The following is a 23,171-nucleotide window of genomic DNA, read 5'->3' as shown; positions in this document are numbered from 1 at the left end:
GGACGGGGCCGTGCGCCGCGGGACGCTAAGGTCGGAATGGTCGGAGCGCAGGCCAGAGTGATGAGGGGGCGGCCGCCGATGGTGCCGGATGAGGCGGTGGTCGGTTGTGCTGGGGAGCTGGTTCTCGGGACCCGTGGCGCCACCGGGCCCGGTGAGGTCCTGGTGCGGGTCAGGGGCGGGACGGAAACGTTTCTCGCCTGGTCCGACGATCCCCTGCCGCGCGGGACGACCGTACTCGTGGTCGCGTCCCGGGGCGGTCGCCAGGTCGACGTGATCAGATGGGCCGATCCATTGGACGCGTTGGCCGGTGACGCCGGCGACGCCGGTTGAGGAGACGACGAGAGATGTTCGGTTACCGCGTTCCCGCCCCCGACGAGGCGATGCTGATCTCGGGTGGCAGGCGGGGCCTCGGGGGTGCGCCGTTCCGTGTGGTGACCGGCCACGGCAAGTTCGTTCTGCCCGTCTTCCGCAAGACCCGCTTCCTGACCCTGGCCATGTGCGAGTCGGAGGTCGTCGAGACCTGTGTGACCCGGCAGGGCATCGCGCTGACGGTACGGGCCGTGATCGCCTTCAAGGTCGGCAACGACACCGAGAGCATCGTCAACGCGGGCCAGCGGTTCCTCTCCGACCAGGACCAGATGTCGGTACTGACCGGCCGCATCTTCGCCGGTCACCTGCGGTCCATCATCGGCTCGATGACGGTCGAGGAGATCGTCACCGAGCGGCAGAAGCTGGCCACCGAGGTGCTGGACACCTCGAAGTCGGAGATGGCGAAGATCGGGCTGCACGTGGACTCGTTGCAGATCCAGTCGATCGACGACGGTGACACCGGCTACATCGACGCCATGTCCGCCCCGCACAAGGCGGCGATCCAGCGGCAGGCGCAGATCGCGCAGGCACAGGCGACGCAGGCCGCGGCGGAGGCGGAGCAGGAAGCGGCACGCAAGCAGGCGGAGTACGCGCGGCAGACCGCCGTCGTCCAGGCCGAGTACTCCGCCGAGGTGGACCGTGCGCAGGCCCAGGCCGCGCAGGCCGGGCCGCTGGCGGAGGCCCACGCTCAGCAGGAGGTGCTGGACGCGCAGACCGAACTGGCGGAACGGGCCGCCCAACTGCGCCAGCAGCAGCTTGTGGCCGAGGTCGTCAAGCCCGCCGAGGCGGACGCCGAGCGCATCCGGGTGCTCGCCATGGCCGAGGCCGAGCGGATGAAGATCCAGGCGGAGGCCGCCGCGTCGTACGACCGGGTGGCGCTGGACCGGATGCTGATCGACCAGCTCCCGCAGATCGTCAAGGAGGCCGCGGCCGGTCTCTCCGGCGCCAACGTCAACGTGCTCAACGGCGCCGACGGGCTGGGGGAGATCGCGGCCGGGCTGGTCGGGCAGGGGCTGACGATCCTGGATTCCGTACGCCGCAACCTGGGCACGCCGGAGGAGAACACGGCCGACGGGCGGGTGCCGGAGCAGGGGGGCGGGCGGGTGGAGATCGAGTAAGCGGTACGGGGGGGGAATGGCGTCGGGTGGTACGGGGGCGGCTACCGGTGGCGAGTGGTACGGGTGGGACCGGCGTCGGGCGGTACGGGCGTCAGTGGCGGCGGGTGGCCTGGGCGCGGGTGCCGGCGATGGCCAGGGAGGCGGCGGAGATGCCGACGGCGGTCATGGTCGCGGTGACGGCGCTCTGCCGGGTCAGGCTGTCCGCCGTCAGCAGGACGGTGGCCGCGATCACCGAGGCGACGATGTTGCCGGGTAAAAGGTAGAGCAGGAAGGTGAGTTGGGCTCGGGCCGGGTTGCGGGGCGGCGTGGGGGCGGGGCCGCCCGTACCGCCCTGTTGCAGGGTGGACCAGCGCTGTGACTCCTCCTGCTGTTCGCGGGCGCGCTGAAGACGGGATACGGCCAGCAGGGCCGCGGCCGTGAGCAGCCCGGCGGCCGCGACGGCGGCGAGCGCGGGCCAGGGGGCGGGGGTCAGCAGGAGTACGGCGACGAGCGCGGGTGTGCACCAGAAGGTGACGCAGGACGCGGCGGCGATGCGGTGCGAGTACGGCCGGTCGGCGCCGGCGCGCAGGGCCGCGGCCGCGGGGAGGTACCAGACGCAGCCGGCGGCGAAGAGCGCGGTGGCGCCGAGGGCGAGGGTGGCGTGGGACATGGTGGGTTCCTCCCTCGGGGGGCGGGCGGAGGCCGGGCGGGCAGGGCCTGGCCGGGCGGGTGGGGACTGACGTGCGGAGCCGGTGAGCGGGGCCCAGTGGGCGGGGGCCCGATGGCGGCGCCGGGGACGGGGGCCGGTGGGTGGGGCCCACGGCTGCGGGAGCGTCGGCGTGCTTCCGCAGCCGTGGGCCGGGGACGTCAGGTGCGGCTCGATTCCAGGGCGGCGATCTCCGGGTGGTGCAGATCGAAGGCCGGGGATTCGCTGCGGATGCGCGGCAGCGAGGTGAAGTTGTGGCGGGGCGGCGGGCAGGAGGTGGCCCATTCCAGGGAGCGGCTGTAGCCCCAGGGGTCGTCGACGGTGACTTTCTTGCCGTACTTGGCGGTCTTCCAGACGTTGTAGAAGAAGGGCAGGAAGGACAGGCCGAGCAGGAAGGAGCCGATCGTGGAGAGGGTGTTGAGGGTGGTGAATCCGTCGGCTGCGAGGTAGTCCGCGTACCGCCTGGGCATTCCCGCCGCGCCGAGCCAGTGCTGGACGAGGAAGGTGAGGTTGAATCCGACGGTGAGGGTCCAGAAGGTGATTTTGCCGAGCCGTTCGTCGAGCATCTTGCCGGTGAACTTGGGCCACCAGAAGTGGAATCCGGCGAACATCGCGTACACGACCGTACCGAAGAGCGTGTAGTGGAAGTGCGCGACGACGAAGTAGGTGTCGGAGACGTGGAAGTCCATGGGCGGCGAGGCCAGGATGACGCCGGTCAGGCCGCCGAAGACGAAGGTGATGAGGAAGCCGGTGGCCCAGAGCATCGGTGCCTCGAAGGACAGTGAGCCCTTCCACATCGTGCCGATCCAGTTGAAGAACTTCACACCGGTCGGCACGGCGATCAGGAACGTCATGAAGGCGAAGAAAGGCAGCAGCACGCCGCCTGTGACGTACATGTGGTGGGCCCACACGGTGATGGACAGGCCCGCGATGGAAATCGTGGCGGCGATCAGCCCGATGTAGCCGAACATCGGTTTCCGGGAGAAGACCGGGATGACTTCGGAGATGATGCCGAAGAACGGCAGGGCGAGGACGTACACCTCGGGGTGGCCGAAGAACCAGAACAGGTGCTGCCACAGCAGCGCGCCGCCGTTGGCAGCGTCGAAGATGTGCGAACCGAATTTACGGTCCATTTCGAGGGCGAAGAGGGCGGCGGCCAGTACGGGGAAGACCATCAGGATCAGCAGCGCGGTCAGCAGCACGTTCCACGTGAAGATCGGCATCCGGAACATCGTCAGCCCGGGGGCGCGCATACAGATGATGGTGGTGATGAAGTTGACCGCGCCCAGGATGGAGCCGAACCCGGAGAATGCCACTCCCATGATCCACATGTCGGCGCCCACACCGGGCGAGTGCACCGCGTCCGAGAGCGGCGCATAGGCGAACCAGCCGAAGTCGGCGGCGCCCTGCGGGGTCAGGAAGCCGGCCGCCGCGATCAGTGAACCGAACAGGAAGAACCAGTAGGCGAGCATGTTCAGTCGCGGGAAGGCGACGTCGGGCGCGCCGATCTGGAGCGGCATCAGCCAGTTCGCGAAGCCGGTGAACAGCGGCATCGCGAACAGCAGCAGCATCACCGAGCCGTGCATCGTGAACGCCTGGTTGAACTGCTCGTTCGACATGATCTGCGTGCCGGGACGGGCCAGTTCGGCCCGCATCAGGAGGGCCATCAGGCCGCCCACGAGGAAGAACACGAAGGCGGTGACGAGGTAGAGCGTCCCGATCTTCTTGTGGTCGGTGGTGGTCAGCCACTCCACCGGGATCCGGCGACGGACCGGGCGGGGGCCGGTGACGGCGCGCGGCGGGCCGGTGGCGGCGGACGCCGAATCCGGGACCGCGGACGCCGGGCCGGGGGCCTGGGCCGCGGACGCCGGGTCGTCCCGGTGGGTGTCCGGCCCGGTGGCGGGGCCCGCCGTAGCGCCAGGTCCAGCCTCCGCTCCGGGGTCTGACTGCGTACGTGTATCCGATCCGTCCACCGGGCTGTGTCCTTCACCTCTGACGCGCCTCTGGCGCCTGACTCGACTCTGGCCGGGAAGAGCCTCAGCACGGGGGAGAGACCGGCTCTTCCCGGCCCCATCAGGGTCCGCCGCGGCGCATCCGCCGCCATAGGGCCGGGCGGGCCGGGGTGGGCGCCGAGGGTCCCTGAGCTGAGTGGCCGTCAGGCCCCGGTGGTGGGGCGGGTGACGAGGCCGTACGGCGAGCAGGTAGGAGGTAGGCAGGAGGAGGGCGTAGGCGCGGACGGCCGAGGGGTACGTACGGCGAGGATGTACGAGGAGGTCGTACCAGGAAGGCAGCAGGCGGGGCCGGGGAACGAAGCCGGGACGCGACCGCGGGCGCGACCGCGCAGTGGCGCCGATGGGTGGGATGCCGACGGAAAGGGCGCCGAGCGGGAACCGGTGCATGACGCCCGGCGTACGTCTCCGGAAGCCGGCCGCCGCACCGGAAGCCGACCCACGTACCGGGAACCGGCCCCGCCACACCGGAAGCCGACCGCCGCACCGGAAGCCCGCCCCCGCACCGGAAGCCGACCCTGCCGCCCCGCTACCACCCCCCGCGCTGCTCCCCCTGCCGCTCCTGCTGCCCCCGAATCCGCCCGGCGATCACCGCGGCCTGCACCCGGCGCCCCACCCCCAGCTTGGACAGGATCGTGGAGATGCGGTTCTTCACCGTCTTCTCCGCGAGGAACAGCCGGTCCGCGATCTCCCGGTTGGTCAGGCCCTCGCCGATCAGCTCCAGGATCTCGCGCTCCCGGGGTGCGAGCCGGTCCAGTTCGGACTGCGGGGACGTCTCGGCCTGCTGCGGCGCGCGCAGCCGGGCCATGACGCGGGACGCCGTACGCGGGTCCAGCATCGACTTGCCCGCCGCCACCGTCCGTACGGCGTTCACCAGGTCGGAGCCGTTGATCTGCTTGAGGACGTACCCGGCCGCGCCCGCCATGATGGCGTCGAAGAGGGCTTCGTCGTCGTCGAAGGACGTCAGCATCAGGCAGGCCAGGTCGGGCATACGGGCGCGCAGTTCGCGGCACACCTCGATGCCCTCGTGGTCGCCGCCCGACGGTTCGCCCCGCTCGCCCAGCCGTACGTCGAGCACGGCCACCTGCGGGCGCACGGCGGGCACCCGGGCCAGCGCCTCGGGGCCGCTGGACGCCTCCCCCACGACCTCGATGCCGTCCTCCGCGTCGAGGAGGTCGCGGACGCCCCGGCGGACCACTTCGTGGTCGTCGAGGATGAAGACGCGCAGGGGCGGGGTGCCCGGCGCGGCGGGGCCGATGGGTCCGGCGAGGCCGGTGCGTCCGGTAGGGCCGGTGCGTCCGATAGGGCCGGTGGGTCCGGTGTGCTGGTTCATGCGGCTCTCGATCTGTCGGCCGGGCGTGCGGGGTACCGGTCCATGGTGCGGCGGTCCGGCGGGGCGGGCCGGTCGGCGGCCGCCCGGACCGGTGGCCCGCCGCCGCCGTAACACCCGCTCCGTACGCGCGCGTCGGGAGCGGCTGCCGGCGGTGGCCGGGGGGTGCTCCGTACGCGCGCAAAGGGGTGCGAGGGCATCACACACCCGTGCGTCCGCGCCCGGCGAGGGCCGAAAGTCCCTCGGGAATAGGGCCGTTTGGGCACCTTTGCCTGGTGCCATACTGACGCGCCCCATCCCCTTCAGGAGGTCCGCTCATGCCACGCCTCGCGTCGTACGCCCCCGTGCCGTACGCCCTCACGGTCAGAGCGCTCCGAGCCGTTCCGGCCCTCCCGGTCTCCCCCCTCGCCCCGGCCTGCCCGGCCCGTACGTCCCCGCGATCCGCCGGGACCACCGTCGCCGCCGGAGCCGCGAACGCCACCGCCTCCGCCTCCGCCACGAACCCGGTCGTCCAGCCATGAGCGGCGTCAACGACGATTACCACGCCCTGCTCGCCCGGCACGAGGCCATGCGGCTGCGCCGCCGTATCCTTTCGCCGCGCCCGGAACGCGAGGACGCGGTCCAGGAGCGCCCGACGTACGGCGGGCAGGCGGGCGGCCCGTCCGACAGCTCCCGCGCGCTCGGCCGGCCCCCGATCCACTCCGGCAACGTCTCCGGAGCCGCCGGTCGGTACCCCGCCGATCCGCAGGCCGACGCCTACGACGGCGCCGCCGACCAGCGGGTGATCACCGAGTACCTGGAACTCGTGACGCCCTTCGGCGAGCTGATCACCCACCTCTACGACGCGATGTTCCGGCGGTGGCCCTACCTGCGGTCGCTGTTCCCGGAGTCGATGGAGTTCCAGCGCGCCCACCTGGCGCGCGCCTTCTGGTACTTGATCGAGAACCTGCACCGGCCCGACGACATCGCGGAGGTCTTCGGGCGGCTCGGCCGTGACCACCGCAAGCTCGGGGTGCGTCCGGTGCACTTCGAGGCGTTCGAGGCGGCGCTGTGCGAGGCACTGCGCCGTACGGCGGGCCCGCGCTGGGCCGAGGCCGTGGAGCAGGCGTGGGTGCGGATGCTGCGGTTCGCCGTCGCCGCCATGGTCAGCGGCGCCGAGGCCGCGCTCGCCGAACCGCCGTACTGGCAGGCCACGGTGACCGCGCACGAGCGGCGCCGCCCCGACCTCGCCGTCCTGCGGGTGCGGCCGCACGAGCCGTACCCGTACCGGGCCGGGCAGTTCGCGGCGCTGGAGTCGCCGCGGCTGCCGCAGGCGTGGCGGCAGTACTCGATCGCCTGCGCGCCCCGGTCCGACGCCGAGCTGGAGTTCCACGTACGGCAGACCTGCACGGGCGGTGTGAGCGAGGCGCTGGTGGCGCGGACCCAGGTCGGTGACACGCTGCGGGTCGGTCCGCCGCGCGGGTCGATGACGCTGGACGACGAGCTGGCGAGCGACCTGGTCCTGGTCGCGGCGGACACCGGCTGGGCGCCCGTGAAGGCGCTGCTGGAGGAGCTGGCCGCGCGCCGCGGTCACCGCAGCGTACGGCTGTTCCTCGGGGCCCACAGCTTCGCCGACCTGTACGACGCGGGGGCGCCTTCGGAGCTGGAACGGGGGCGGCCGTGGCTGCGGGTGACGCCCGTCGTCGGGCGGCGTCCGGAGACCGGCGGCGCCTTCGGGCCGGACGCGCACGGCTACGACGCGCTGGCCGAGGCGGTGGCCGACGCGGTGACGCGGCACGCCGACTGGTCAGGGCACCTCGCGTACGTCAGCGGACCGGCCGCGGTGGTCGACACGACCGTGGCCCGGCTGACCGCCGCCGGAGTGCCGCCCCAGAACATCCGCCACGATCCGCTCTCCGACATCCTGCGCCCGCCGTCCCGCCCCGAGGAGGCCGCCGGCGATCCGGCGTCGGGCGGCCCCGCCGTGGTGTCCCGGTCCCGGGGCGCCGCGGCCGGCCGGCGGACGACCGCGAGCACCACGTTCGAAGGAGCCGACTCATGAGCGTGCCGACGACCGTGTCCGCCGTACGTCCCGCCGGCCGCCCCGGGCCTGACGGGGCGACAGGTCCCGCGCCCCGGCCCGGAACCGCCGCCGCGTCCGGGGGGCCCGACGCGTCCGGTCCGACGCTCGCGCGGCACATCGTCGTCATCGGCGGCGGCATCGCCGGGCTCGCCGCCGCCCACCGGCTGACCGGCGCGGGCCTGCGGGTGACGCTGCTGGAGTCCACCGGCCGGGTCGGCGGCAAGCTGCGCTCGGGCGAGATCGCCGGGACGCCGGTCGACCTCGGCGCCGAGGCCCTGCGGGTGCCCCGGCCGGAGGCGGTCGACCTGGCGCGGGCGGTCGGCCTCGGCGACCGGCTGCGCGTCCCGGCCGCGACGGACGCCGCGCTGTGGACGCGGGGCGCGCTGCGGCCGATCCCGAGCTGCCGTGGGCGGGACGTCCTCGGCAGGGCCCGTACGGCCGACACGTACGAGGTGTCCCTGCGGGCCGCCGTACCGCAGCTCTTCGAGGCGGCGCGGCACGACGGCGCGCTGCTCACCGGCGTACGGGCGGTGCGGCGGCGGACGGCCGAGCAGCAGCGGCGCGCCGCCGAGGAACGGCAGGCGGTGGAGCGGCGGCGGATCGCGGAGGAACGGCGGATCGCCGAGCAGCGGCGCCTCGCCGACCGGCCGGGAACCGCCGGTCAGCCGGGACTTCCCGGGCGGGCACGCTCCGGTCCGCTCGTCCCCCGGCCCCGCTCCGGGTTCACCCGACCGGGACCGGGACCGGGACCGGGTGCGGGTGCGGACGTGGGATGTGCCGGTCCGGAGTCCGCCGGCGGCCTCCCCGGCGGCCCCCGAGGCGCCCACACGATCCCGGACCTCTCCCGCGGCGGCCCCGACTACCTCGGGCTGGACGGGGGCGCGGGCACCCTCGCGGGCGCCGTGGCCGATGCCGTACGCGCCGCCGGGGGCGAGATCCTGCGCAACACCCCGGCCCTGGCGCTGACCCGTGGCCCGTACGGCTGGGAGGTACGCACCGCCGCCCGCACCCTGCTGTGCGACGGTCTGGTCCTCGCCACTCCGGCCTGGACGGCGGCCACCCTGCTCGCCGCCGAGGCGCCGCTCGCGGCTGCCGAGCTGTCCGAGGTCGCCTACGCGTCGATGGCCCTGGTGACGATGGCGTTCCGGCGCTCGCACCTGGAAGGGCTGACGGCGTTCGACGGCCGGTGCGGCTTCCTCGTGCCGCCGGGTGACGGGCACACCATCAAGGCGTCCACGTTCCTGACCCGTAAGTGGGACTGGCTGTCGGAGCGGGCCAAGGACCTGTTCCTGCTGCGGACGTCCATCGGCCGGTACGGCCAGGAGGAGATCCTCTACCTGGACGACGCCGACCTGGTGAGCGCCGCGCTGCGCGACCTGGGCGAGGCCACCGGTCTGACCGCGCGCCCGGTGGCGACCGACGTGACCCGGTGGATCGGCGGGCTGCCGCACTACGCGGTCGGGCACCCCGCCCGCGTGACGCGGGTACGCAACGGGCTGTCCACGCTGCCGGGGCTGCGGCTGTGCGGCGCGGCCTACGACGGCGTGGGCGTCGCCGACTGCGTGGCGAGCGGGCAGCGCGCGGCCGACGAGATCATCGCGGCGGAGGCGGCCTGACAGGGCCGTCACGGGCCCAGGGGCACTGGTCACGGGCCCAGGGGTACTGGGGTGCCGAGGGGGCCGGGGGCGCTTATGCGCACACTGAGGCGCGTGAGTACGCGACCCGGCGCCCACGCCACGGAACACGCTCGCGTACAGCCGGGGCGCGCCCCGAGCCGGCGCCTCTGCCGCCCCGAACGCACCGCCTGGTACGCCGTCATGCTGCCGCGCACCGTGCCAGGATGAACGTATGGGGTCGCCATGGCGCACTCCTGGTGTGCCGGGAAGTCTGGTCGGCGGTCGGTTCGACGTGCGACGGGGCCGGGTGCCCGGGCAGGTGGCCATGGCAGGCATCGATGAGACGCTGCGGGACCTGGCGGAGCTGGAAGGCGTCCTCGGCGCCTCGATCGTCGACTACTTCAGCCGTCTGACGCTCGGCGCGGTCGGCGATCCGGCCGGGCCCGACCTCGAAGCGGCGGCCCGCGGCGACACCGACGTGGTGCGCGCCAAGCTCTCCGCACTGGAACTCATCGGCTACCGCCCCGAACGCATCGACGACATCGTCGTCACGCTCGACGACGCGTTCCACGTCATCCGCCCCCTCACCCGGCGCAGTTGCCAGGGCATCTTCGTCTTCCTCGTGCTGGACCGGGCCAGCGGCGACCTGGAGGCCGCGCGGGAGAGCCTGCGCGGGGTCGAGGCGGAGCTGGACGTCTGAGCGCCGCCGCCACCCGCCGCGCCGCCGGAACGGTCCGCCGGGCGCGTTGTACCGCCGGGAGGCGGCGGAAGGGGAAGAGTGGGTACGCGCAGGCGCACGCTCCGGGCCTGCCACGGCGGCCGCCAGGAGGAGACGGACGATGCACGTGGGACTGCTGCGCACGGTGGGTGCCACGACGGCGGTGTACGGACTGGCGGTCACCGCCTGGCCCGGCCTGCTGGCCCAGCCCTCCGGCCTCGCGGAAGCGAACGGCCGGACGGCCCCCGCCACCCGTACCTCGCTGCGCCCGCTGGCCTGGCGCGACGCGGCCTGCGGCCTGGCGCTGCTCCTGGCACCGGCGGGGCCGGCCCTGCGCACCGCCGCCTGTCTGCGGATCGCGGCGGACTTCGGTGACGCGGCACTGCTCGGCATGACCCTGCCGGGGCGGGCGCGGCGGCGGGCCGCGGTGGCCGTCTCCGTGGGGTGGGGGGCGCTGTCGGTCGCCGGGGTGCTGTGGCCGGCGACCGGGCGGTGTGGCCGGGGCGCGCGGGCGTAACCCGTACGCGCCTTCCCACCAACCTCGGCTCTCTCCCCCACAACGCCCGGAGCAACCCCCATGAGTGCTGCCTCGATCGCCCTGTTCACCTCCGACCTGCGGGTCCACGACAATCCCGTCCTGCACGCCGCGGTGAGGGCCACGGGCGGTGTCGTCCCGCTGTTCGTCCTCGACGACGGCGTACGGGCCGCGGGGTTCGACGTCCCCAACCGGCGTGCCTTCCTGGCCGATTGCCTGGCGGACCTGGACGAGGCGCTGCGCGCCCGTGGGGGCCGGCTCGTCGTCCGTACGGGGGACGTGGTCGAGGAGACCGCGCGGGCCGCTGCCGAGGCGGACGCGCGCGACGTCCATGTGGCGGGCGGGGTCAGCGGCTACGCGCACCGCCGGGAGGAGCGGCTGCGGCGCGCCCTGGAGGCCGCCGGGCGGCGGCTGCACGTGCACGACGCGGTGGTCACCGCCCTCGCGCCGGGCGAGGTCACGCCGGCCGGCAAGGACCACTTCGCGGTCTTCACGCCGTACTTCCGGCGCTGGCAGGCCGAACGCCACCGCGACGTGCTGCCAGCACCCCGGCGGGTGCGGGTGCCCGAGGCGGCCGGCTCCGGTCCCGTACCGCGGCGGCGTGACGTGTCCGGGGTGTCCCCCGGGCTGGCGGCGGGCGGCGAGGTGGAAGGCCGCCGCCGGGTGACGGCCTGGATGGGCACGCCGCTGCGCCGCTACGCACAGGGGCAGGACGACCTCGCCGGAGACGCGACGTCCCGCCTCTCCCCGCATCTGCACTTCGGCACGCTGTCCGCCGTGGAACTGGTCCGGCGCGCCCGTGCGGCGGGTGGCGGAGGGGACGGCGCCGAGGCGTTCGTACGGCAGCTGGCCTGGCGGGACTTCCACCACCAGGTTCTCTCGGCCCGCCCGGCCGCCGCGCACGCCGACTACCGGGCGCGGCACGACCGCTGGCGCCACGACGAGCAGGAGGCCGAGGCGTGGCGCACCGGCCGCACCGGCTACCCGGTCGTGGACGCGGCGATGCGGCAGCTCGCCCACGAAGGGTGGATGCACAATCGGGCGCGACTGCTGACCGCCAGTTTCCTGACCAAGACGCTGTATCTGGACTGGCGGCTGGGCGCGGCGCACTTCCTGTCGCTCCTGGTCGACGGCGACCTGGCCAACAATCAGCTCAACTGGCAGTGGGCGGCGGGCACCGGTACGGACACCCGCCCCAACCGCGTCCTCAACCCCCTGGCGCAGGCGAAGCGTTTCGACGCGGACGGCGCGTACGTACGGCGCTGGGTGCCGGAGCTGGCGGACGTACCGGGGCTGGAAGGGGGCGCCGTCCACCAGCCGTGGAAGCTGAGGCCCGCCGCGGCGCGGGCGGCGCTGGACTACCCGGACCCGGTGATCGACCTGGCGGACGGTCTGGCGCGGTTCCAGCAGGCCCGCGGGTTGGAGTAGGGGCGGGGCCGGTGGTGGGGCGTCGGCGGTCCGCCGGTGGCCCGGTGAACGGCGCCCTTCGCCGGTTCGCCGTTGACCGGCCCGCTGTCCCCTCGCCGCCCGCTCGCCGCCCCCGATGTCGCTCATGGCCGGGTATGACGGGTGGTTCCGGTCAATCGGCCGGGCCGTGTTCTCGGGTGCCGTTCCCGTGGCTAGCCTGTGCGCCGACCTGCTCCACTCGTACGCACGAAGGAGAGCGATCATGGTCGACATCCCCACCACACCCGGTATGGCCTGGGACGAGGCCACCTCCCTGCACGGGCAGATCGTCGGCAACCCCTCCGTGGCCCCGAACGCCGACGGCCGCCTCCAGGTGTTCGCCCGCGGGAAGAACGAGCAGGCGCTGTGGACCATCTGGCAGAAGCGCGACGGCGGCTGGAGCGACTGGGAGAACCTGGGCGGTTCGCTGGGCAGCGAACCGAACGCCATCCGCAGCCTGGACGGCCGCATCTCGGTCTTCTACAAGGGCTCGGACGGTCACCTGCACCACGTGCGGCAGGGCGCGATCAACGTCGGCTTCAGCCCCGACGACATCATCGTGCGCAACATCGGTGGCGACCCGGTCCCGGCCGTCAACGCCGACGGGCGCCTGGACGTCTTCTTCCGCGGCACGGACACCCAGCTGTGGCACGTGTACCAGCAGAACGTCGACTACGAGAACTGGGTGGCGCCGTCCAGCCTGGCCGGCGGCGTGCAGGGCAACCCGGCGGTCGCGCGGGCCGGTGACGGCAAGCTGGAGGTCTTCCACCACAGCACCAACGGCAACCTCTACGACAACCAGCAGAAGGTGCCCGACTCCAGCGACTCCTGGAGCGGCCACTTCGAGCTCGTACGCAACATCGGCGGCGGCATCGAGGCGGGTCTCGACTCGGACCAGCGCGTCCAGGTGTTCTTCCGCGGTACGGACACCCAGCTGTGGCACATCCAGCAGAAGGCCGGGTACGACTCCTGGACCTCCGCCTCCAGCCTGGGGGGCGGCGTCCAGGGCACGCCCGCGCTGGCGCGCGCGGCCGACGGGCGGCTGGTGGTCTTCCACCACAGCACCAACGGCCACATGTACGCGGCCGAGGAATCGAAGATCAACGGCGTGGACTGGAGCGGCCACTTCGAGCTGGTACGCAACGTCGGCGGCGACCCGGTGGTCGGCACCAACCGGGACGGCCGGCTGGAGCTGTTCTTCCGCGGCACCGACGAGGCGCTGTGGCACCGGCCGCAGAAGTTCGTGTGAGTCCCGCAGGCGTCGGTGCGGGCCCCGCAGACGTGCGGGTGAGTCCCGCGGCCGCCTGAGCCTTACGGGCGCGTCGCCTTGAGCGAGTACATGAGCGGGACGCGGGGGCGGTCGGCGGGCAGCCGGAAGTAGCCGTCGTCCCCGCGTGCCAGCGAGCCGAAGCGCTGGAACATCGTCATGTCGTGCTCGTGCAGGAACTCCAGGCGCAGACCGGCCGCGGCGAGCGCCGAGACGACGTCGCCGAGGGTGTGCTGCCACTCGACGCGGCGGTTGTGGACCGTGGGGGCCGAGAAGTCCGTGTACGTCCCCGGGCTCTCGTCCACCCACGCGTCCCGGCTGAAGTAGTCGTACGCGACGCGCGAGGCGCTCTCGTCGTCCAGGACGTCGGTGAGCGGGTGGAACTCCGCGAGGTAGAGGAAGCCTCCGGGGGCGACGAGGGAAGCGGCCGTCTCGGCCCAGCGGCGGATGTCCGGCAGCCAGCAGAGCGCCCCGAGGCCGGTGTAGACGACGTCGTACGCCGCTGGGGCCCCGGTGGCGGCGACGGCGTCGGCCGCGTCGTACACGTCGGCGGTGAGGAAGGTGGCACGGTCGGGGCCGATGCCGACCTCGGCGGCCAGTGCGCGGGCGGCCTCGATCGCCGGTTCGGAGAAGTCCAGGCCGACGACGTGGGCGGCGCCGCGGTGGGCCCAGGACAGGGTGTCCTGGCCGATGTGGCACTGGAGGTGCAGCAGCGTCCTGCCGGTGACGTCGCCGACCTCCGCCGCCTCGAAGTCACGGATGACGTCCCGGTCCCGGCGGAAACCGTCCTGGTCGTAGAAGTCGCTGGCGAGGTGGATGGGGACCCGCTCGTCCCACATGGCACGGTTGGCCGCACGCCAGTCCTCAGGTCCCGTGTGTGTCAGCATCCGGCGAAGTTATCCACAGGCTGGGGGCCGTGTCAGCGGAATTTTTCCGGGCCTGCGCAGAATGGGGCCATGACTGACGAGACCACCAACGCCAACACCGAAGCTTCCGGGGCGGGCGCCCCGGGGACGGCCGGTTCCCCCGCGACCGTGCCGGACTGGGAGAAGCGCTTCCGGGCGCCGCGGGTCGGCCTGCCCGAGTGGGCCGAGGACGCCCCGGACCGCTCGCTGTTCGTCTCCAACGCCACCGGCACCTTCGAGCTGTACGCCTGGGACCGGGCGAGCGGCGGGCAGCGGCAGGCCACCGACCGGCCGAACGGCACGACGGACGGCACGCTGACGCCCGACGGCGAGTGGATCTGGTGGTTCTCGGACACCGACGGCGACGAGTTCGGCATCTGGAAGCGGCAGCCGTTCGGCGGCGGCCCGGACGAGCCGGCCGCGCCCGGCCTGGAGCCCTCGTACCCGGCGGGCCTGGCGCTCGGCCGGGACGGCACAGCGGTGATCGGCCGCTCCACGGACGAGGACGGCACCACCATCCACGTCGTACGGCCCGGGCAGCAGCCCGTGGAGATCTACCGGCACCGCGAGTCGGCGGGCGTGGGCGCCCTGTCGCACGACGGTTCGCTGATCGCCGTCGAGCACACCGAGCACGGTGACGCGATGCACTCCGCGATCCGGGTGCTGCGGCCGGACGGCTCGACCGTCGCCGAGCTGGACGACACCAAGGGCGGCACCGAGGAGCTGGGCCTGTCCGTGATGGGCTTCGCGCCGGTGGACGGCGACTCCCGGCTGCTCGTCGGGCACCAGCGGCGCGGCCGCTGGGAGCCGATGATCTGGGACCCGCTGACGGGCGAGGAGAGCGCCCTGGACATCGACCTGCCGGGCGACGTGGCCGCCGACTGGTATCCGGACGGTGCCGCCCTGCTGGTGGAGCACGAGTTCCGGGCGCGCGCCGAACTGTGGCGCTACGAGCCGCTGACCCGGCAGCTGACCCGCGTCGATACGCCCGCCGGGACGGTCGCCGGGGCGACGGCGCGGCCGGACGGCTCGGTGGAGTACCTCTGGTCGTCGGCCGCGCAGCCGCCGGAGGTGCGCTCGACGAGCGGGCGGGTCGTCCTCGACCCGCCCGGGATGAAGGCGCCGGGCTCGGTGCCGGTGACCGACGCGTGGGTGGAGGGCCCGGGCGGCACGGTCCACGCGCTGGTGCAGCAGCCGGCCGGCGATGGCCCGTTCCCGACGGTCTTCGAGATCCACGGCGGCCCGACGTGGCACGACAGCGACGCATTCGCGTCCGCGCCCGCGGCGTGGGTGGACCACGGCTTCGCCGTGGTGCGGGTGAACTACCGCGGCTCGACGGGTTACGGCCGGGAGTGGACGGACGCCCTCAAGCACCGCGTCGGGCTGATCGAGCTGGAGGACATCGCGGCGGTGCGGGAGTGGGCCGTCTCCTCCGGGCTGGCCGATCCGGAGCGGCTGGTGCTCTCCGGCGGCTCGTGGGGCGGCTACCTGACGCTGCTCGGGCTGGGCACCCAGCCGGAGGCGTGGGCGCTGGGCCTGGCGGCGGTCCCGGTGGCGGACTACGTCACCGCGTACCACGACGAGATGGAGGCCCTGAAGGCGATGGACCGCACGCTGCTGGGCGGCACGCCGGAGGAGGTGCCGGAGCGCTTCGAGGCGTCGTCGCCGCTGACGTACGTGGACGCGGTGCGCGCGCCGGTCTACATCTCCGCCGGGGTCAACGACCCGCGCTGCCCCATCCGCCAGGTGGAGAACTACGTCGACCGCCTGAAGGACCGCGGCCACCCGCACGAGGTGTACCGCTACGACGCCGGCCACGGCTCCCTGGTCGTCGAGGAGCGCATCAAGCAGGTCCGCCTGGAGCTGGACTTCACGCGCCGGTACCTGGGCCTGGGGGCGGGGGTGGAGAGCAGCGGTGAGCTGAAGCAGTAGCGGTCGAGAGCAGGGGCGGGGGTGGGTGGGGGGGAAGCCCCCAGAGCGCCACGTGGGCCCGCCCCGGTCCCCGGGCCCCCGGCCCTCAGATCCCGAGGCCCCAGGCCCCCTCCCCCGCCCGTGACCGCACCGCCCCGCACCCGCCCCCCGCCCCGTCTCCCCCGGCGCTCTCCCCCGTCCGGGAGAATGGAGGTTCGTACGTGGAACGGAGCGGGGGGCGCACTCCCGCTCGTCTTGTGGCAGGAGAGCGCTCACGGTGTCCCAGAAGCATGAAGCCCCCTCGGCCGGCGGTGACCGTCTCGACCTGCAGGCCGACTGCGGCAACTGCTTCGGGCTGTGCTGCGTCGCGCTGCCCTTCGCCGCCTCCGCCGACTTCGCGGTCGACAAGCCCGCCGGCAAGCCGTGCACGAACCTCCAGGCGGACTTCAGCTGCGGCATCCACGCCCGCCTCCGCGACAAGGGCTTCTCCGGCTGTACGGTCTTCGACTGCTTCGGCGCTGGCCAGAAGGTCTCCCAGGTCACCTTCGGCGGTACGGACTGGCGCAGCGCGCCGGGCACCGCGCGGCAGATGTTCGACGTGTTCCCCGTCATGCGCCAGCTCCACGAACTGCTCTGGTACCTGGCCGAGGCACTGGAGCTGCCGGCCGCGCGTCCCGTCCACAAGGACCTCCGCCGCGCCCTGAAGGAGACCGACCGGCTCACCCGCGGCAGCGCCGACGCGCTCGCCGACGTGGACGTCGCGGCCGTACGGCAGGACGTCAACGCCCTGCTGCTGCGCACCAGCGAACTGGTGCGGGCCACCGTTCCCGGCCGTAAGAAGAACCACCGGGGGGCCGACCTGATCGGCGCCCGGCTCAGGGGGGCCGACCTGCGGGGCGCGAACCTGCGCGGCGCCTACCTCATCGCCGCCGACCTCAAGGGCGCGGATCTGCGGACCGCCGACCTGATCGGCGTGGACTTCCGGGACGCGAACCTGAGCGGCGCCGACCTGACCGGCAGCATCTTCCTCACCCAGGCCCAGCTCAACGCGGCCAGGGGCGACGCCTCGACGAAGCTGCCCGAGGCGCTCAGCCGCCCGGCGCACTGGCAGGAGCGGGGGCAGGGGCCATCGGGAAACGGGAAGTAGCGGGAGGCGGGGAGTAGCGGACGACGGGGAGCCGCGGGAGACGGGGGCCGCGGCCGGGACAGCAGCGAGGTGGCCGACTCAGGACCGTGTCGCGGAGGAGGTGCCGTTCGCGCCGCTCGCGCCCTTCGCGCCGTTCGCAGCGCTCGTACCGTCATCGGCGCTCCCGGAGGCCCCGGCCGCCGCCCCCTCCTCCGCCGGGACCAGCCCCAGCGCCACGTCCCTGGCCGCCTCCGCCTCCCGGCGGAAGAGCCGGAACCACATGAAGATCACGAACCCGGCGAACACGAACCATTCCCCGGTGTACCCCAGGTTCTGGAACGCCTTCAGGTCCAGCCCGCTGCCCTCCGCCGCCGTCGGCGGCACGGCGACCAGCGGCGCGTCGGCCTCGGTCACGGTGATCCAGGCGTCGTACACGTCGTACGGGACGATGTTGACCAGTGACGCCGCGCTGATCATGCCGAGCTGCCCGGCCGGCAGCCCGCCGCTCGCGTGCACCCCGTCGGTGCCCTGGTTCTCCGAAGCCTGCAGGGCCCCGGTGACCGTCACCGCGCCGCTCGGCGGCGCGGGCACCTTCGCCCTGGCCTCGGGCGCGTTCGCGTCGCCGGGCAGCCAGCCCCGTACGACCGGGAGCGCCTTGCCGCCGTCCGTACGCAGCAGCGTCAGTACGTAGAAACCGTTCCGCTCGTCGAGACGGCGGTCCGGGACGAGCAACTGGTGTCCGGTGTCGTAGCGACCGGTGGCGGTGGCCTGGCGGCCCGAGGTGACCTTGTCCACCGGCAGCAGCTCGTCCAGCGGCCGGGCGGCCGCGGCCTGCGCCTCGGCGGACCGGTCCTCCTGCTGGTGGTGCGTGTCGACGCGGTCCTCGAAGCGGCTCAGCTGCCAGCTGCCCATGAAGATGCAGAAAGGAATCGCCAGTACGGCGAAGACGTTGATTCCCCACCACCGCGGGGTCAGCAGGAACCGGTACACAAGGCCAACGGTACGGGGAGCGCCACCCGGACCGGACGGCGGGGCCGTACCCACGCCGCCCCGCGCGGCCCGGGTGAGAACCCGCGCGCGGGCCCGGACGCGGACCTCAGCCCGGCTCCGCGCCCGCACCGGCCCTGGAGAGTTCACCCAGGGCAGGCAGTGCCCGGGGCGGGCCGCTACTGCGCCGGCAGGGGTTCGGTGCGGTAGACCGTCCCGGCGCAGGCGTCCGGAAGCTTGACGTCCGCCGCGGCCGGCTCCCCGGCCTCCGGTGTGTGGTTCAGCACGATGCCGCCCGGCGGGTTGGAGCCACCGCCCGGGGTGCCCTCGTTGCCGCCGGCCTGGCTGCCGCCCGTGGTGCTGCCGCCGCCCTCGCCGGACGCCGACGAGGAGGAGTCCGGCGTCTTCTCACCGGGTGCCTTGGACGGAACCGGGGTCGGCGACGGGGGCGGCGCGGAGCAGCCGGTCGTGCCGCCGCCCTCCGCCGGGACCCACGCGAACTTGACCTCGTACGCCTGGCCCGGCTTGAGCACCAGTTGGTCCGGGGTGGTGATCGGGTCGGGCAGGGCGGGGGCCGCGTCGCCCGCCGTGTGGTCGACGACGCTGACGCGCGAGCTGTCCGTACCGCCCTGCGGGAGCACGCCGATCTCGCCGCCGCCCTCGACCGAGCACGCGGTGTCGGAGGTGTTCACCACCCGGAACGAGCCGTAGACGCGGCCGCCGGCGTCGGCGGGGCCGACCGAGCTGACACCGTTGCCGAGCTGCGCGCGCGAACAGGCGGGCGAGGTGACGTCCATCGTCCCGGACGGGTACGGCGTGCCGGTGCCGGCGCTGGGCTGCTTCTCCGCCGCGTCCGGGCTCTTGCCCGGTTCGGCCGACTTGCCCGGACCGGTCTTCTTCCCGCCGTGCCCGGCCGGCGGCTTGCCGCTGTGCTCGGTGCCCTCGCCGTGCGTGCCTTCGGTGCTGCCCGGGGTGCGCTGTGTACTGGCGGCGTTGGCGGGACGGTCCTCGGGGCCGTCGGCGAAGTCGGCCACGTGCACCATCGCGGGGATGGACGTACCGCCGAGCAGGATGGCCGCGGCGGCGCCGGCCACGGCGTGGCGGCGGCGCCGGCGCCGGGCCGGGACCGCGCGGCGCAACTGTTCGAGCGAGTCGGGGGCGGGCTCCAGGTCGCCGACGGCGGAGTGCAGCAGCCGCCGCAGCTCGTCCTCGCCGACGCTGTGGCCGGTGTCCTGTCCGGGCTGGTCGGTCTCCCCGCGTTCCTGCGGCTCGCCCCTCGGGTCCGGCGCATCCTTCGGTGCCTGCGAGCCCCGCGGGTCCCGCCGGTCCTGTGTGCCTTGCGGGTCCTGTGCTCCCTGCGGGGGCCGGGCATCGGGCTGGTCCTGCGTGCCGTGCTGGTCCTGCGCGTCCTGCCGGTGCTGCGGCTCCCCCTCGTTACGGGAGTTCCGCGGGCCTTGCCTGTCCTGCGGGTCGTACGGGCCGAACTGCTTGCCACTCATGCGGGAGCCTCCATGGCGACGCGCAGCGCCGCGATACCCCGTGAGCCGTACGCCTTCACCGAACCGAGCGATATCCCCAACGTCTCGGCGACCTGGGCCTCGGTCATGTCCGCGAAGTACCGCAGGACCAGGACCTCGCGCTGGCGGCGCTGCAACCCCCGCATCGCCTTGATCAATTGGTCGCGCTCCAGGAGGTCGTACGCGCCTTCCTCGGCGCTCGCCATGTCGGGCATCGGCTTGGAGAGCAGCTTCAGCCCGAGGATGCGGCGGCGCAGCGCCGAACGGGAGAGATTGACGACTGTCTGGCGCAGATAGGCGAGGGTCTTCTCGGGATCGCGCACCCGGCCGCGGGCGGAGTGCACCCGGATGAAGGCTTCCTGGACGACGTCCTCGCAGGAGGCGGTGTCGTCCAGCAGCAGCGCGGCGAGGCCCAGCAGTGATCGGTAGTGCGCGCGGTAGGTCTCGGTGAGATGGTCGACAGTCGTGCCCGCAGCCATCGCGTCGTCAGTGTCCCCACGCTGAGGGGAGATCTGCGCGGGCTGCGCGGCGGGCCACGGGGCGATCACCGGCATGCCCCCGGGCATGCGGGGCCGCAACGGCCGCACTGCCGTGCCGCCGGAGCCCCCTGGGGCGATCGCGATGCCGAATACCTCTGCCACGCCTGTTGGACACGTTTCCCCCCATCAGGGTTGTACGCGCACGACACCGTCTTTGACGGCGGGTCAAATGCCCTCATGCGTACCAGCTCTTCCCCAATACCCCATTTGTCCAACAGGTCCATGGACACCCCTGAGGGGCGGCCACAAAGACGCTCCCCGCCCAACTACCGGTTGCAGCAAGGGGGGAGCGAATAGTCGAACACGGCGTCGGGCCAGTTCAAGTGGTTTGGACCAACGAGTCGCTCACAGGACCTTCACACAACTCACAAGGTATCTCCTGAGCGGATCAGTGACAGCACCAATCGGGTCAGCAGCTCTCCAAAACGGCACTCCTCGGCCACGGTCGACGTTTCCCGGCCAACGAGCGTCGCACACCGGGCGCGGATGCCGTGCGCCGGGTCCGCAGGCCGGCCCCGTACCCCGCGTCCCGTACCCCGCCCCTACGGGCCTACGCGGTCATCTCCGCCGCGACCACCTCGGCGATCTGCACGGCGTTCAGCGCCGCGCCCTTGCGCAGGTTGTCCCCGCACACGAACAGCTCCAGCGCCCTGGGATCGTCCAGCGACCGCCGTACCCGCCCGACCCAGGTCGGGTCCGTGCCGACCACGTCGGCGGGCGTGGGGAACTCGCCGGCCTCCGGGTCGTCGCAGACCACGACGCCCGGCGCGGACGCCAGGATCTCGTGCGCCCCGACGACCGTGACCTCGTTCTCGAAGCGCGCGTGCACGGTCAGCGAGTGCGTGGTGATCACGGGGACCCGTACGCAGGTCGCGGTGACCCGCAGGTCGGGCAGGCTCAGGATCTTCCGCGACTCGTTGCGGACCTTGAGTTCCTCCGAGGACCAGCCGTCCTCCTTCAGCGACCCGGCCCACGGCACGACGTTGAGCGCGACCGGCGCCGGGAAGGGGCCGAGCGTGTCGCCCATCGCCCGCCGTACGTCGCCGGGGGCGGTGCCCAGGTCCGTACCGGAGACGGCGGCGAGCTGGGAGCGCAGCGTGTCGACGCCGTCCTCGCCCGCGCCCGAGACGGCCTGGTACGAGGAGACGATCAGCTCGCTCAGCCCGTACTCGGCGTGCAGGGCGCCCAGCGCGACGATCATCGACAGGGTGGTGCAGTTCGGGTTGGCGACGATGCCGCGCGGGCGCACCCGCGCCGCGTGCGCGTTGACCTCGGGCACCACCAGCGGCACGTCCGGGTCCATCCGGAACGCCGCGGAGTTGTCCACGACCACCACGCCCTTGGCGGCGGCGATCGGCGCCCACTGCGCGGAGACCTCGTCCGGTACGTCGAACATCGCGATGTCGATGCCGTCGAAGGCCTCCTCGCTCAGCGCGAGGACCTCGACCTCCTCGCCCCGTACGGTCAGCTTGCGGCCGGCCGAACGGTGGGGGTCCCCCCTGCCCGAACGAAGCTGAGAGCTTGGGGGCGAGGCCAGCAGGCGGATCTCGCCCCAGATGTCGGCCCGCTCGGAGAGGATTCCGAGCAGCACCGAGCCGACCGCGCCGGTGGCGCCGACGACGGCCAGATGCGGCTTACGGGCCGCGCGGTCACCCACGCGGCCCGTAGCCGTACCCGAGAAGGGGGTCGTCATCGACCGGTGCCGCCGTACACCACGGCCTCGTCGCTCTCGCTGTCGAGACCGAAGGCGCTGTGCACGGCCTGCACGGCCTCCTTGACGTCGTCCGCACGGGTGACGACCGAGATGCGGATCTCGGAGGTCGAGATCAGCTCGATGTTCACGCCCGCGTTGGACAGCGCCTCGAAGAAGGTCGCGGTCACGCCGGGGTTGGTCTTCATGCCCGCGCCGACCAGCGAGATCTTGGCGATCTGGTCGTCGTAGCGCAGCGAGTCGAAGCCGACCGACGCCTTGGTCTTCTCCAGCGCCGTGACGGCCTTGCGGCCCTCGTCCTTCGGCAGCGTGAAGGAGATGTCGGTCAGACCCGTCGAGGCGGCCGACACGTTCTGCACGACCATGTCGATGTTGACCTCGGAGTCCGCGATGGCCCGGAAGATCGTCGCGGCCTCGCCCGGCTTGTCCGGGACGCCGACGACCGTGACCTTCGCCTCGGAGGTGTCGTGCGCGACGCCCGAGATGATCGCCTGCTCCATGGGCTGGTCCCCTTGCGGTTCGTTGCTGACCCAGGTGCCGCGCAGTCCGGAGAAGGACGAGCGGACGTGGATCGGGATGTTGTAACGGCGGGCGTACTCGACGCAGCGGTGCAGCAGCACCTTGGAACCGGAGCTGGCCAGCTCCAGCATGTCCTCGAACGAGATCCAGTCGATCTTCCGGGCCTTCTTCACGACCCGGGGGTCGGCGGTGAAGACACCGTCCACATCGGTGTAGATCTCGCAGACGTCCGCGTCCAGCGCCGCGGCCAGCGCGACGGCGGTGGTGTCCGAGCCGCCCCGCCCCAGCGTGGTGATGTCCTTCTTGTCCTGGGACACACCCTGGAAGCCGGCGACGATGGCGATGTTGCCCTCGTCCACGGACGTCTTGATGCGGCCCGGGGTGACATCGATGATCCGCGCCTTGTTGTGCACGGAGTCGGTGATGACACCGGCCTGGCTCCCGGTGAAGGACTGCGCCTCGTGACCGAGGTTTTTGATCGCCATCGCCAGCAAGGCCATGGAGATCCGCTCTCCGGCGGTCAGCAGCATGTCGAACTCGCGCCCCGACGGGATCGGGGACACTTCCTGCGCGAGATCGATCAGCTCGTCCGTCGTGTCGCCCATCGCGGAGACCACCACAACCACCTGGTTGCCGTTCTTCTTGGCCTCGACGATTCGCTTGGCAACGCGCTTGATGCCCTCGGCATCCGCAACGGATGAGCCGCCGTACTTCTGCACGACAAGGCCCACGTGCGCTCCTCGCAACTGTCTCTTCGGGAGTTTCCTCCCGGACCCCCGGAAAGGGGGTACTGCGGTCGGC

At 73.0% G+C, this 23,171-nt stretch carries 20 protein-coding genes; 11 read left to right on the top strand and 9 right to left on the bottom strand.

From position 1 onward, the window contains the following. Window positions 1-78: 78 nt before the first annotated feature. Both ACZ4QV_RS29545 and ACZ4QV_RS29540 read left to right on the top strand, forming a co-directional pair. Window positions 79-330, top strand: a complete 252-nt coding sequence (locus ACZ4QV_RS29545; RefSeq protein ID WP_361588087.1) for a hypothetical protein — start codon at window positions 79-81, stop codon at window positions 328-330. A 14-nt stretch (window positions 331-344) separates the two neighbouring features. After that, on the top strand, window positions 345-1,487 hold the full coding sequence (locus ACZ4QV_RS29540; protein ID WP_361588085.1) for an SPFH domain-containing protein: 1,143 nt from the start codon (window positions 345-347) through the stop codon (window positions 1,485-1,487). Window positions 1,488-1,578: 91 nt separating this feature from the next. Here the strand turns inward: ACZ4QV_RS29540 and ACZ4QV_RS29535 are convergent, their stop codons facing one another. The 3 genes from ACZ4QV_RS29535 to ACZ4QV_RS29525 all read right to left on the bottom strand — a co-directional run bounded on the left by ACZ4QV_RS29535 (window position 1,579) and on the right by ACZ4QV_RS29525 (window position 5,514). After that, window positions 1,579-2,136 carry a hypothetical protein gene (locus tag ACZ4QV_RS29535; RefSeq protein WP_361155459.1) on the bottom strand — a complete coding sequence of 186 codons (558 nt, stop codon included), beginning with the start codon at window positions 2,134-2,136 and terminating at the stop codon, window positions 1,579-1,581. Between the two features lie 197 nt (window positions 2,137-2,333). Further along, complete coding sequence (gene ctaD / locus ACZ4QV_RS29530; protein WP_467763611.1) at window positions 2,334-4,145, bottom strand: aa3-type cytochrome oxidase subunit I; 1,812 nt, start codon at window positions 4,143-4,145, stop codon at window positions 2,334-2,336. Between the two features lie 565 nt (window positions 4,146-4,710). After that, the gene (locus ACZ4QV_RS29525; protein WP_361634382.1) at window positions 4,711-5,514 is read right to left on the bottom strand and encodes a response regulator transcription factor; all 804 of its coding nucleotides are present in this window, start codon (window positions 5,512-5,514) and stop codon (window positions 4,711-4,713) included. Between the two features lie 314 nt (window positions 5,515-5,828). Here ACZ4QV_RS29525 and ACZ4QV_RS29520 point away from each other — a divergent pair, with 314 nt between their 5' ends. The 7 genes from ACZ4QV_RS29520 (at window position 5,829) to ACZ4QV_RS29490 (ending at window position 13,137) form a co-directional block, all read left to right on the top strand. After that, on the top strand, window positions 5,829-6,032 hold the full coding sequence (locus tag ACZ4QV_RS29520) for a hypothetical protein (protein ID WP_361588079.1): 204 nt from the start codon (window positions 5,829-5,831) through the stop codon (window positions 6,030-6,032). Further along, the gene (locus tag ACZ4QV_RS29515) at window positions 6,029-7,552 is read left to right on the top strand and encodes a globin domain-containing protein (RefSeq protein ID WP_361634386.1); all 1,524 of its coding nucleotides are present in this window, start codon (window positions 6,029-6,031) and stop codon (window positions 7,550-7,552) included. The genes ACZ4QV_RS29520 and ACZ4QV_RS29515 overlap by 4 nt, the downstream gene beginning before the upstream one ends. Beyond that, window positions 7,549-9,189, top strand: a complete 1,641-nt coding sequence (locus ACZ4QV_RS29510) for a protoporphyrinogen/coproporphyrinogen oxidase (protein ID WP_467763610.1) — start codon at window positions 7,549-7,551, stop codon at window positions 9,187-9,189. The genes ACZ4QV_RS29515 and ACZ4QV_RS29510 overlap by 4 nt, the downstream gene beginning before the upstream one ends. A 325-nt stretch (window positions 9,190-9,514) precedes the next feature. Further along, window positions 9,515-9,889 carry a hypothetical protein gene (locus ACZ4QV_RS29505; RefSeq protein WP_361155448.1) on the top strand — a complete coding sequence of 125 codons (375 nt, stop codon included), beginning with the start codon at window positions 9,515-9,517 and terminating at the stop codon, window positions 9,887-9,889. 139 nt (window positions 9,890-10,028) lie between these two features. Further along, window positions 10,029-10,424: a hypothetical protein gene (locus ACZ4QV_RS29500; RefSeq protein WP_361155446.1), complete on the top strand. Its 396-nt coding sequence runs from the start codon at window positions 10,029-10,031 to the stop codon at window positions 10,422-10,424. A gap of 60 nt (window positions 10,425-10,484) precedes the next feature. Further along, window positions 10,485-11,870: a cryptochrome/photolyase family protein gene (locus ACZ4QV_RS29495; RefSeq protein WP_361155445.1), complete on the top strand. Its 1,386-nt coding sequence runs from the start codon at window positions 10,485-10,487 to the stop codon at window positions 11,868-11,870. A 115-nt stretch (window positions 11,871-11,985) separates the two neighbouring features. Then, window positions 11,986-13,137 (top strand): PLL family lectin, encoded by a 1,152-nt coding sequence (locus ACZ4QV_RS29490; RefSeq protein WP_467763609.1) that lies wholly within the window; start codon window positions 11,986-11,988, stop codon window positions 13,135-13,137. A gap of 62 nt (window positions 13,138-13,199) precedes the next feature. Here the strand turns inward: ACZ4QV_RS29490 and ACZ4QV_RS29485 are convergent, their stop codons facing one another. Next, window positions 13,200-14,042, bottom strand: a complete 843-nt coding sequence (locus ACZ4QV_RS29485) for a class I SAM-dependent methyltransferase (protein ID WP_361614379.1) — start codon at window positions 14,040-14,042, stop codon at window positions 13,200-13,202. Window positions 14,043-14,111: 69 nt separating this feature from the next. Between ACZ4QV_RS29485 and ACZ4QV_RS29480 the strand changes: the two genes are divergently transcribed. After that, window positions 14,112-15,992 carry a S9 family peptidase gene (locus tag ACZ4QV_RS29480; RefSeq protein WP_361614381.1) on the top strand — a complete coding sequence of 627 codons (1,881 nt, stop codon included), beginning with the start codon at window positions 14,112-14,114 and terminating at the stop codon, window positions 15,990-15,992. A gap of 256 nt (window positions 15,993-16,248) precedes the next feature. Next, entirely contained in the window at window positions 16,249-17,118 is an 870-nt protein-coding gene (locus tag ACZ4QV_RS29475) for a pentapeptide repeat-containing protein (protein WP_361155436.1), read from the top strand. A 78-nt stretch (window positions 17,119-17,196) separates the two neighbouring features. Here ACZ4QV_RS29475 and ACZ4QV_RS29470 read toward each other — a convergent pair whose 3' ends face one another. From ACZ4QV_RS29470 to ACZ4QV_RS29450, 5 genes are all read right to left on the bottom strand, one after another. Next, window positions 17,197-18,087 carry an SURF1 family protein gene (locus ACZ4QV_RS29470; protein WP_467763608.1) on the bottom strand — a complete coding sequence of 297 codons (891 nt, stop codon included), beginning with the start codon at window positions 18,085-18,087 and terminating at the stop codon, window positions 17,197-17,199. Window positions 18,088-18,263: 176 nt separating this feature from the next. Beyond that, window positions 18,264-19,583, bottom strand: a complete 1,320-nt coding sequence (locus ACZ4QV_RS29465) for a DUF4232 domain-containing protein (protein ID WP_361588064.1) — start codon at window positions 19,581-19,583, stop codon at window positions 18,264-18,266. Then, window positions 19,580-20,155 carry a SigE family RNA polymerase sigma factor gene (locus ACZ4QV_RS29460; RefSeq protein WP_030019634.1) on the bottom strand — a complete coding sequence of 192 codons (576 nt, stop codon included), beginning with the start codon at window positions 20,153-20,155 and terminating at the stop codon, window positions 19,580-19,582. Before ACZ4QV_RS29460 ends, ACZ4QV_RS29465 begins: the two co-directional genes overlap by 4 nt. Before the next feature lie 535 nt (window positions 20,156-20,690). Next, complete coding sequence (locus ACZ4QV_RS29455; protein ID WP_361155429.1) at window positions 20,691-21,833, bottom strand: aspartate-semialdehyde dehydrogenase; 1,143 nt, start codon at window positions 21,831-21,833, stop codon at window positions 20,691-20,693. Continuing rightward, window positions 21,830-23,101, bottom strand: coding sequence for an aspartate kinase (locus ACZ4QV_RS29450; protein ID WP_031012973.1), 1,272 nt, complete (start codon window positions 23,099-23,101; stop codon window positions 21,830-21,832). Before ACZ4QV_RS29450 ends, ACZ4QV_RS29455 begins: the two co-directional genes overlap by 4 nt. Window positions 23,102-23,171: the final 70 nt, after the last annotated feature.

The organism is Streptomyces sp. NPDC026394 (assembly GCF_055567735.1).
Note: the sequence above shows the minus strand (reverse complement) of the source record. Positions and strands in the feature narration are given on the sequence as shown.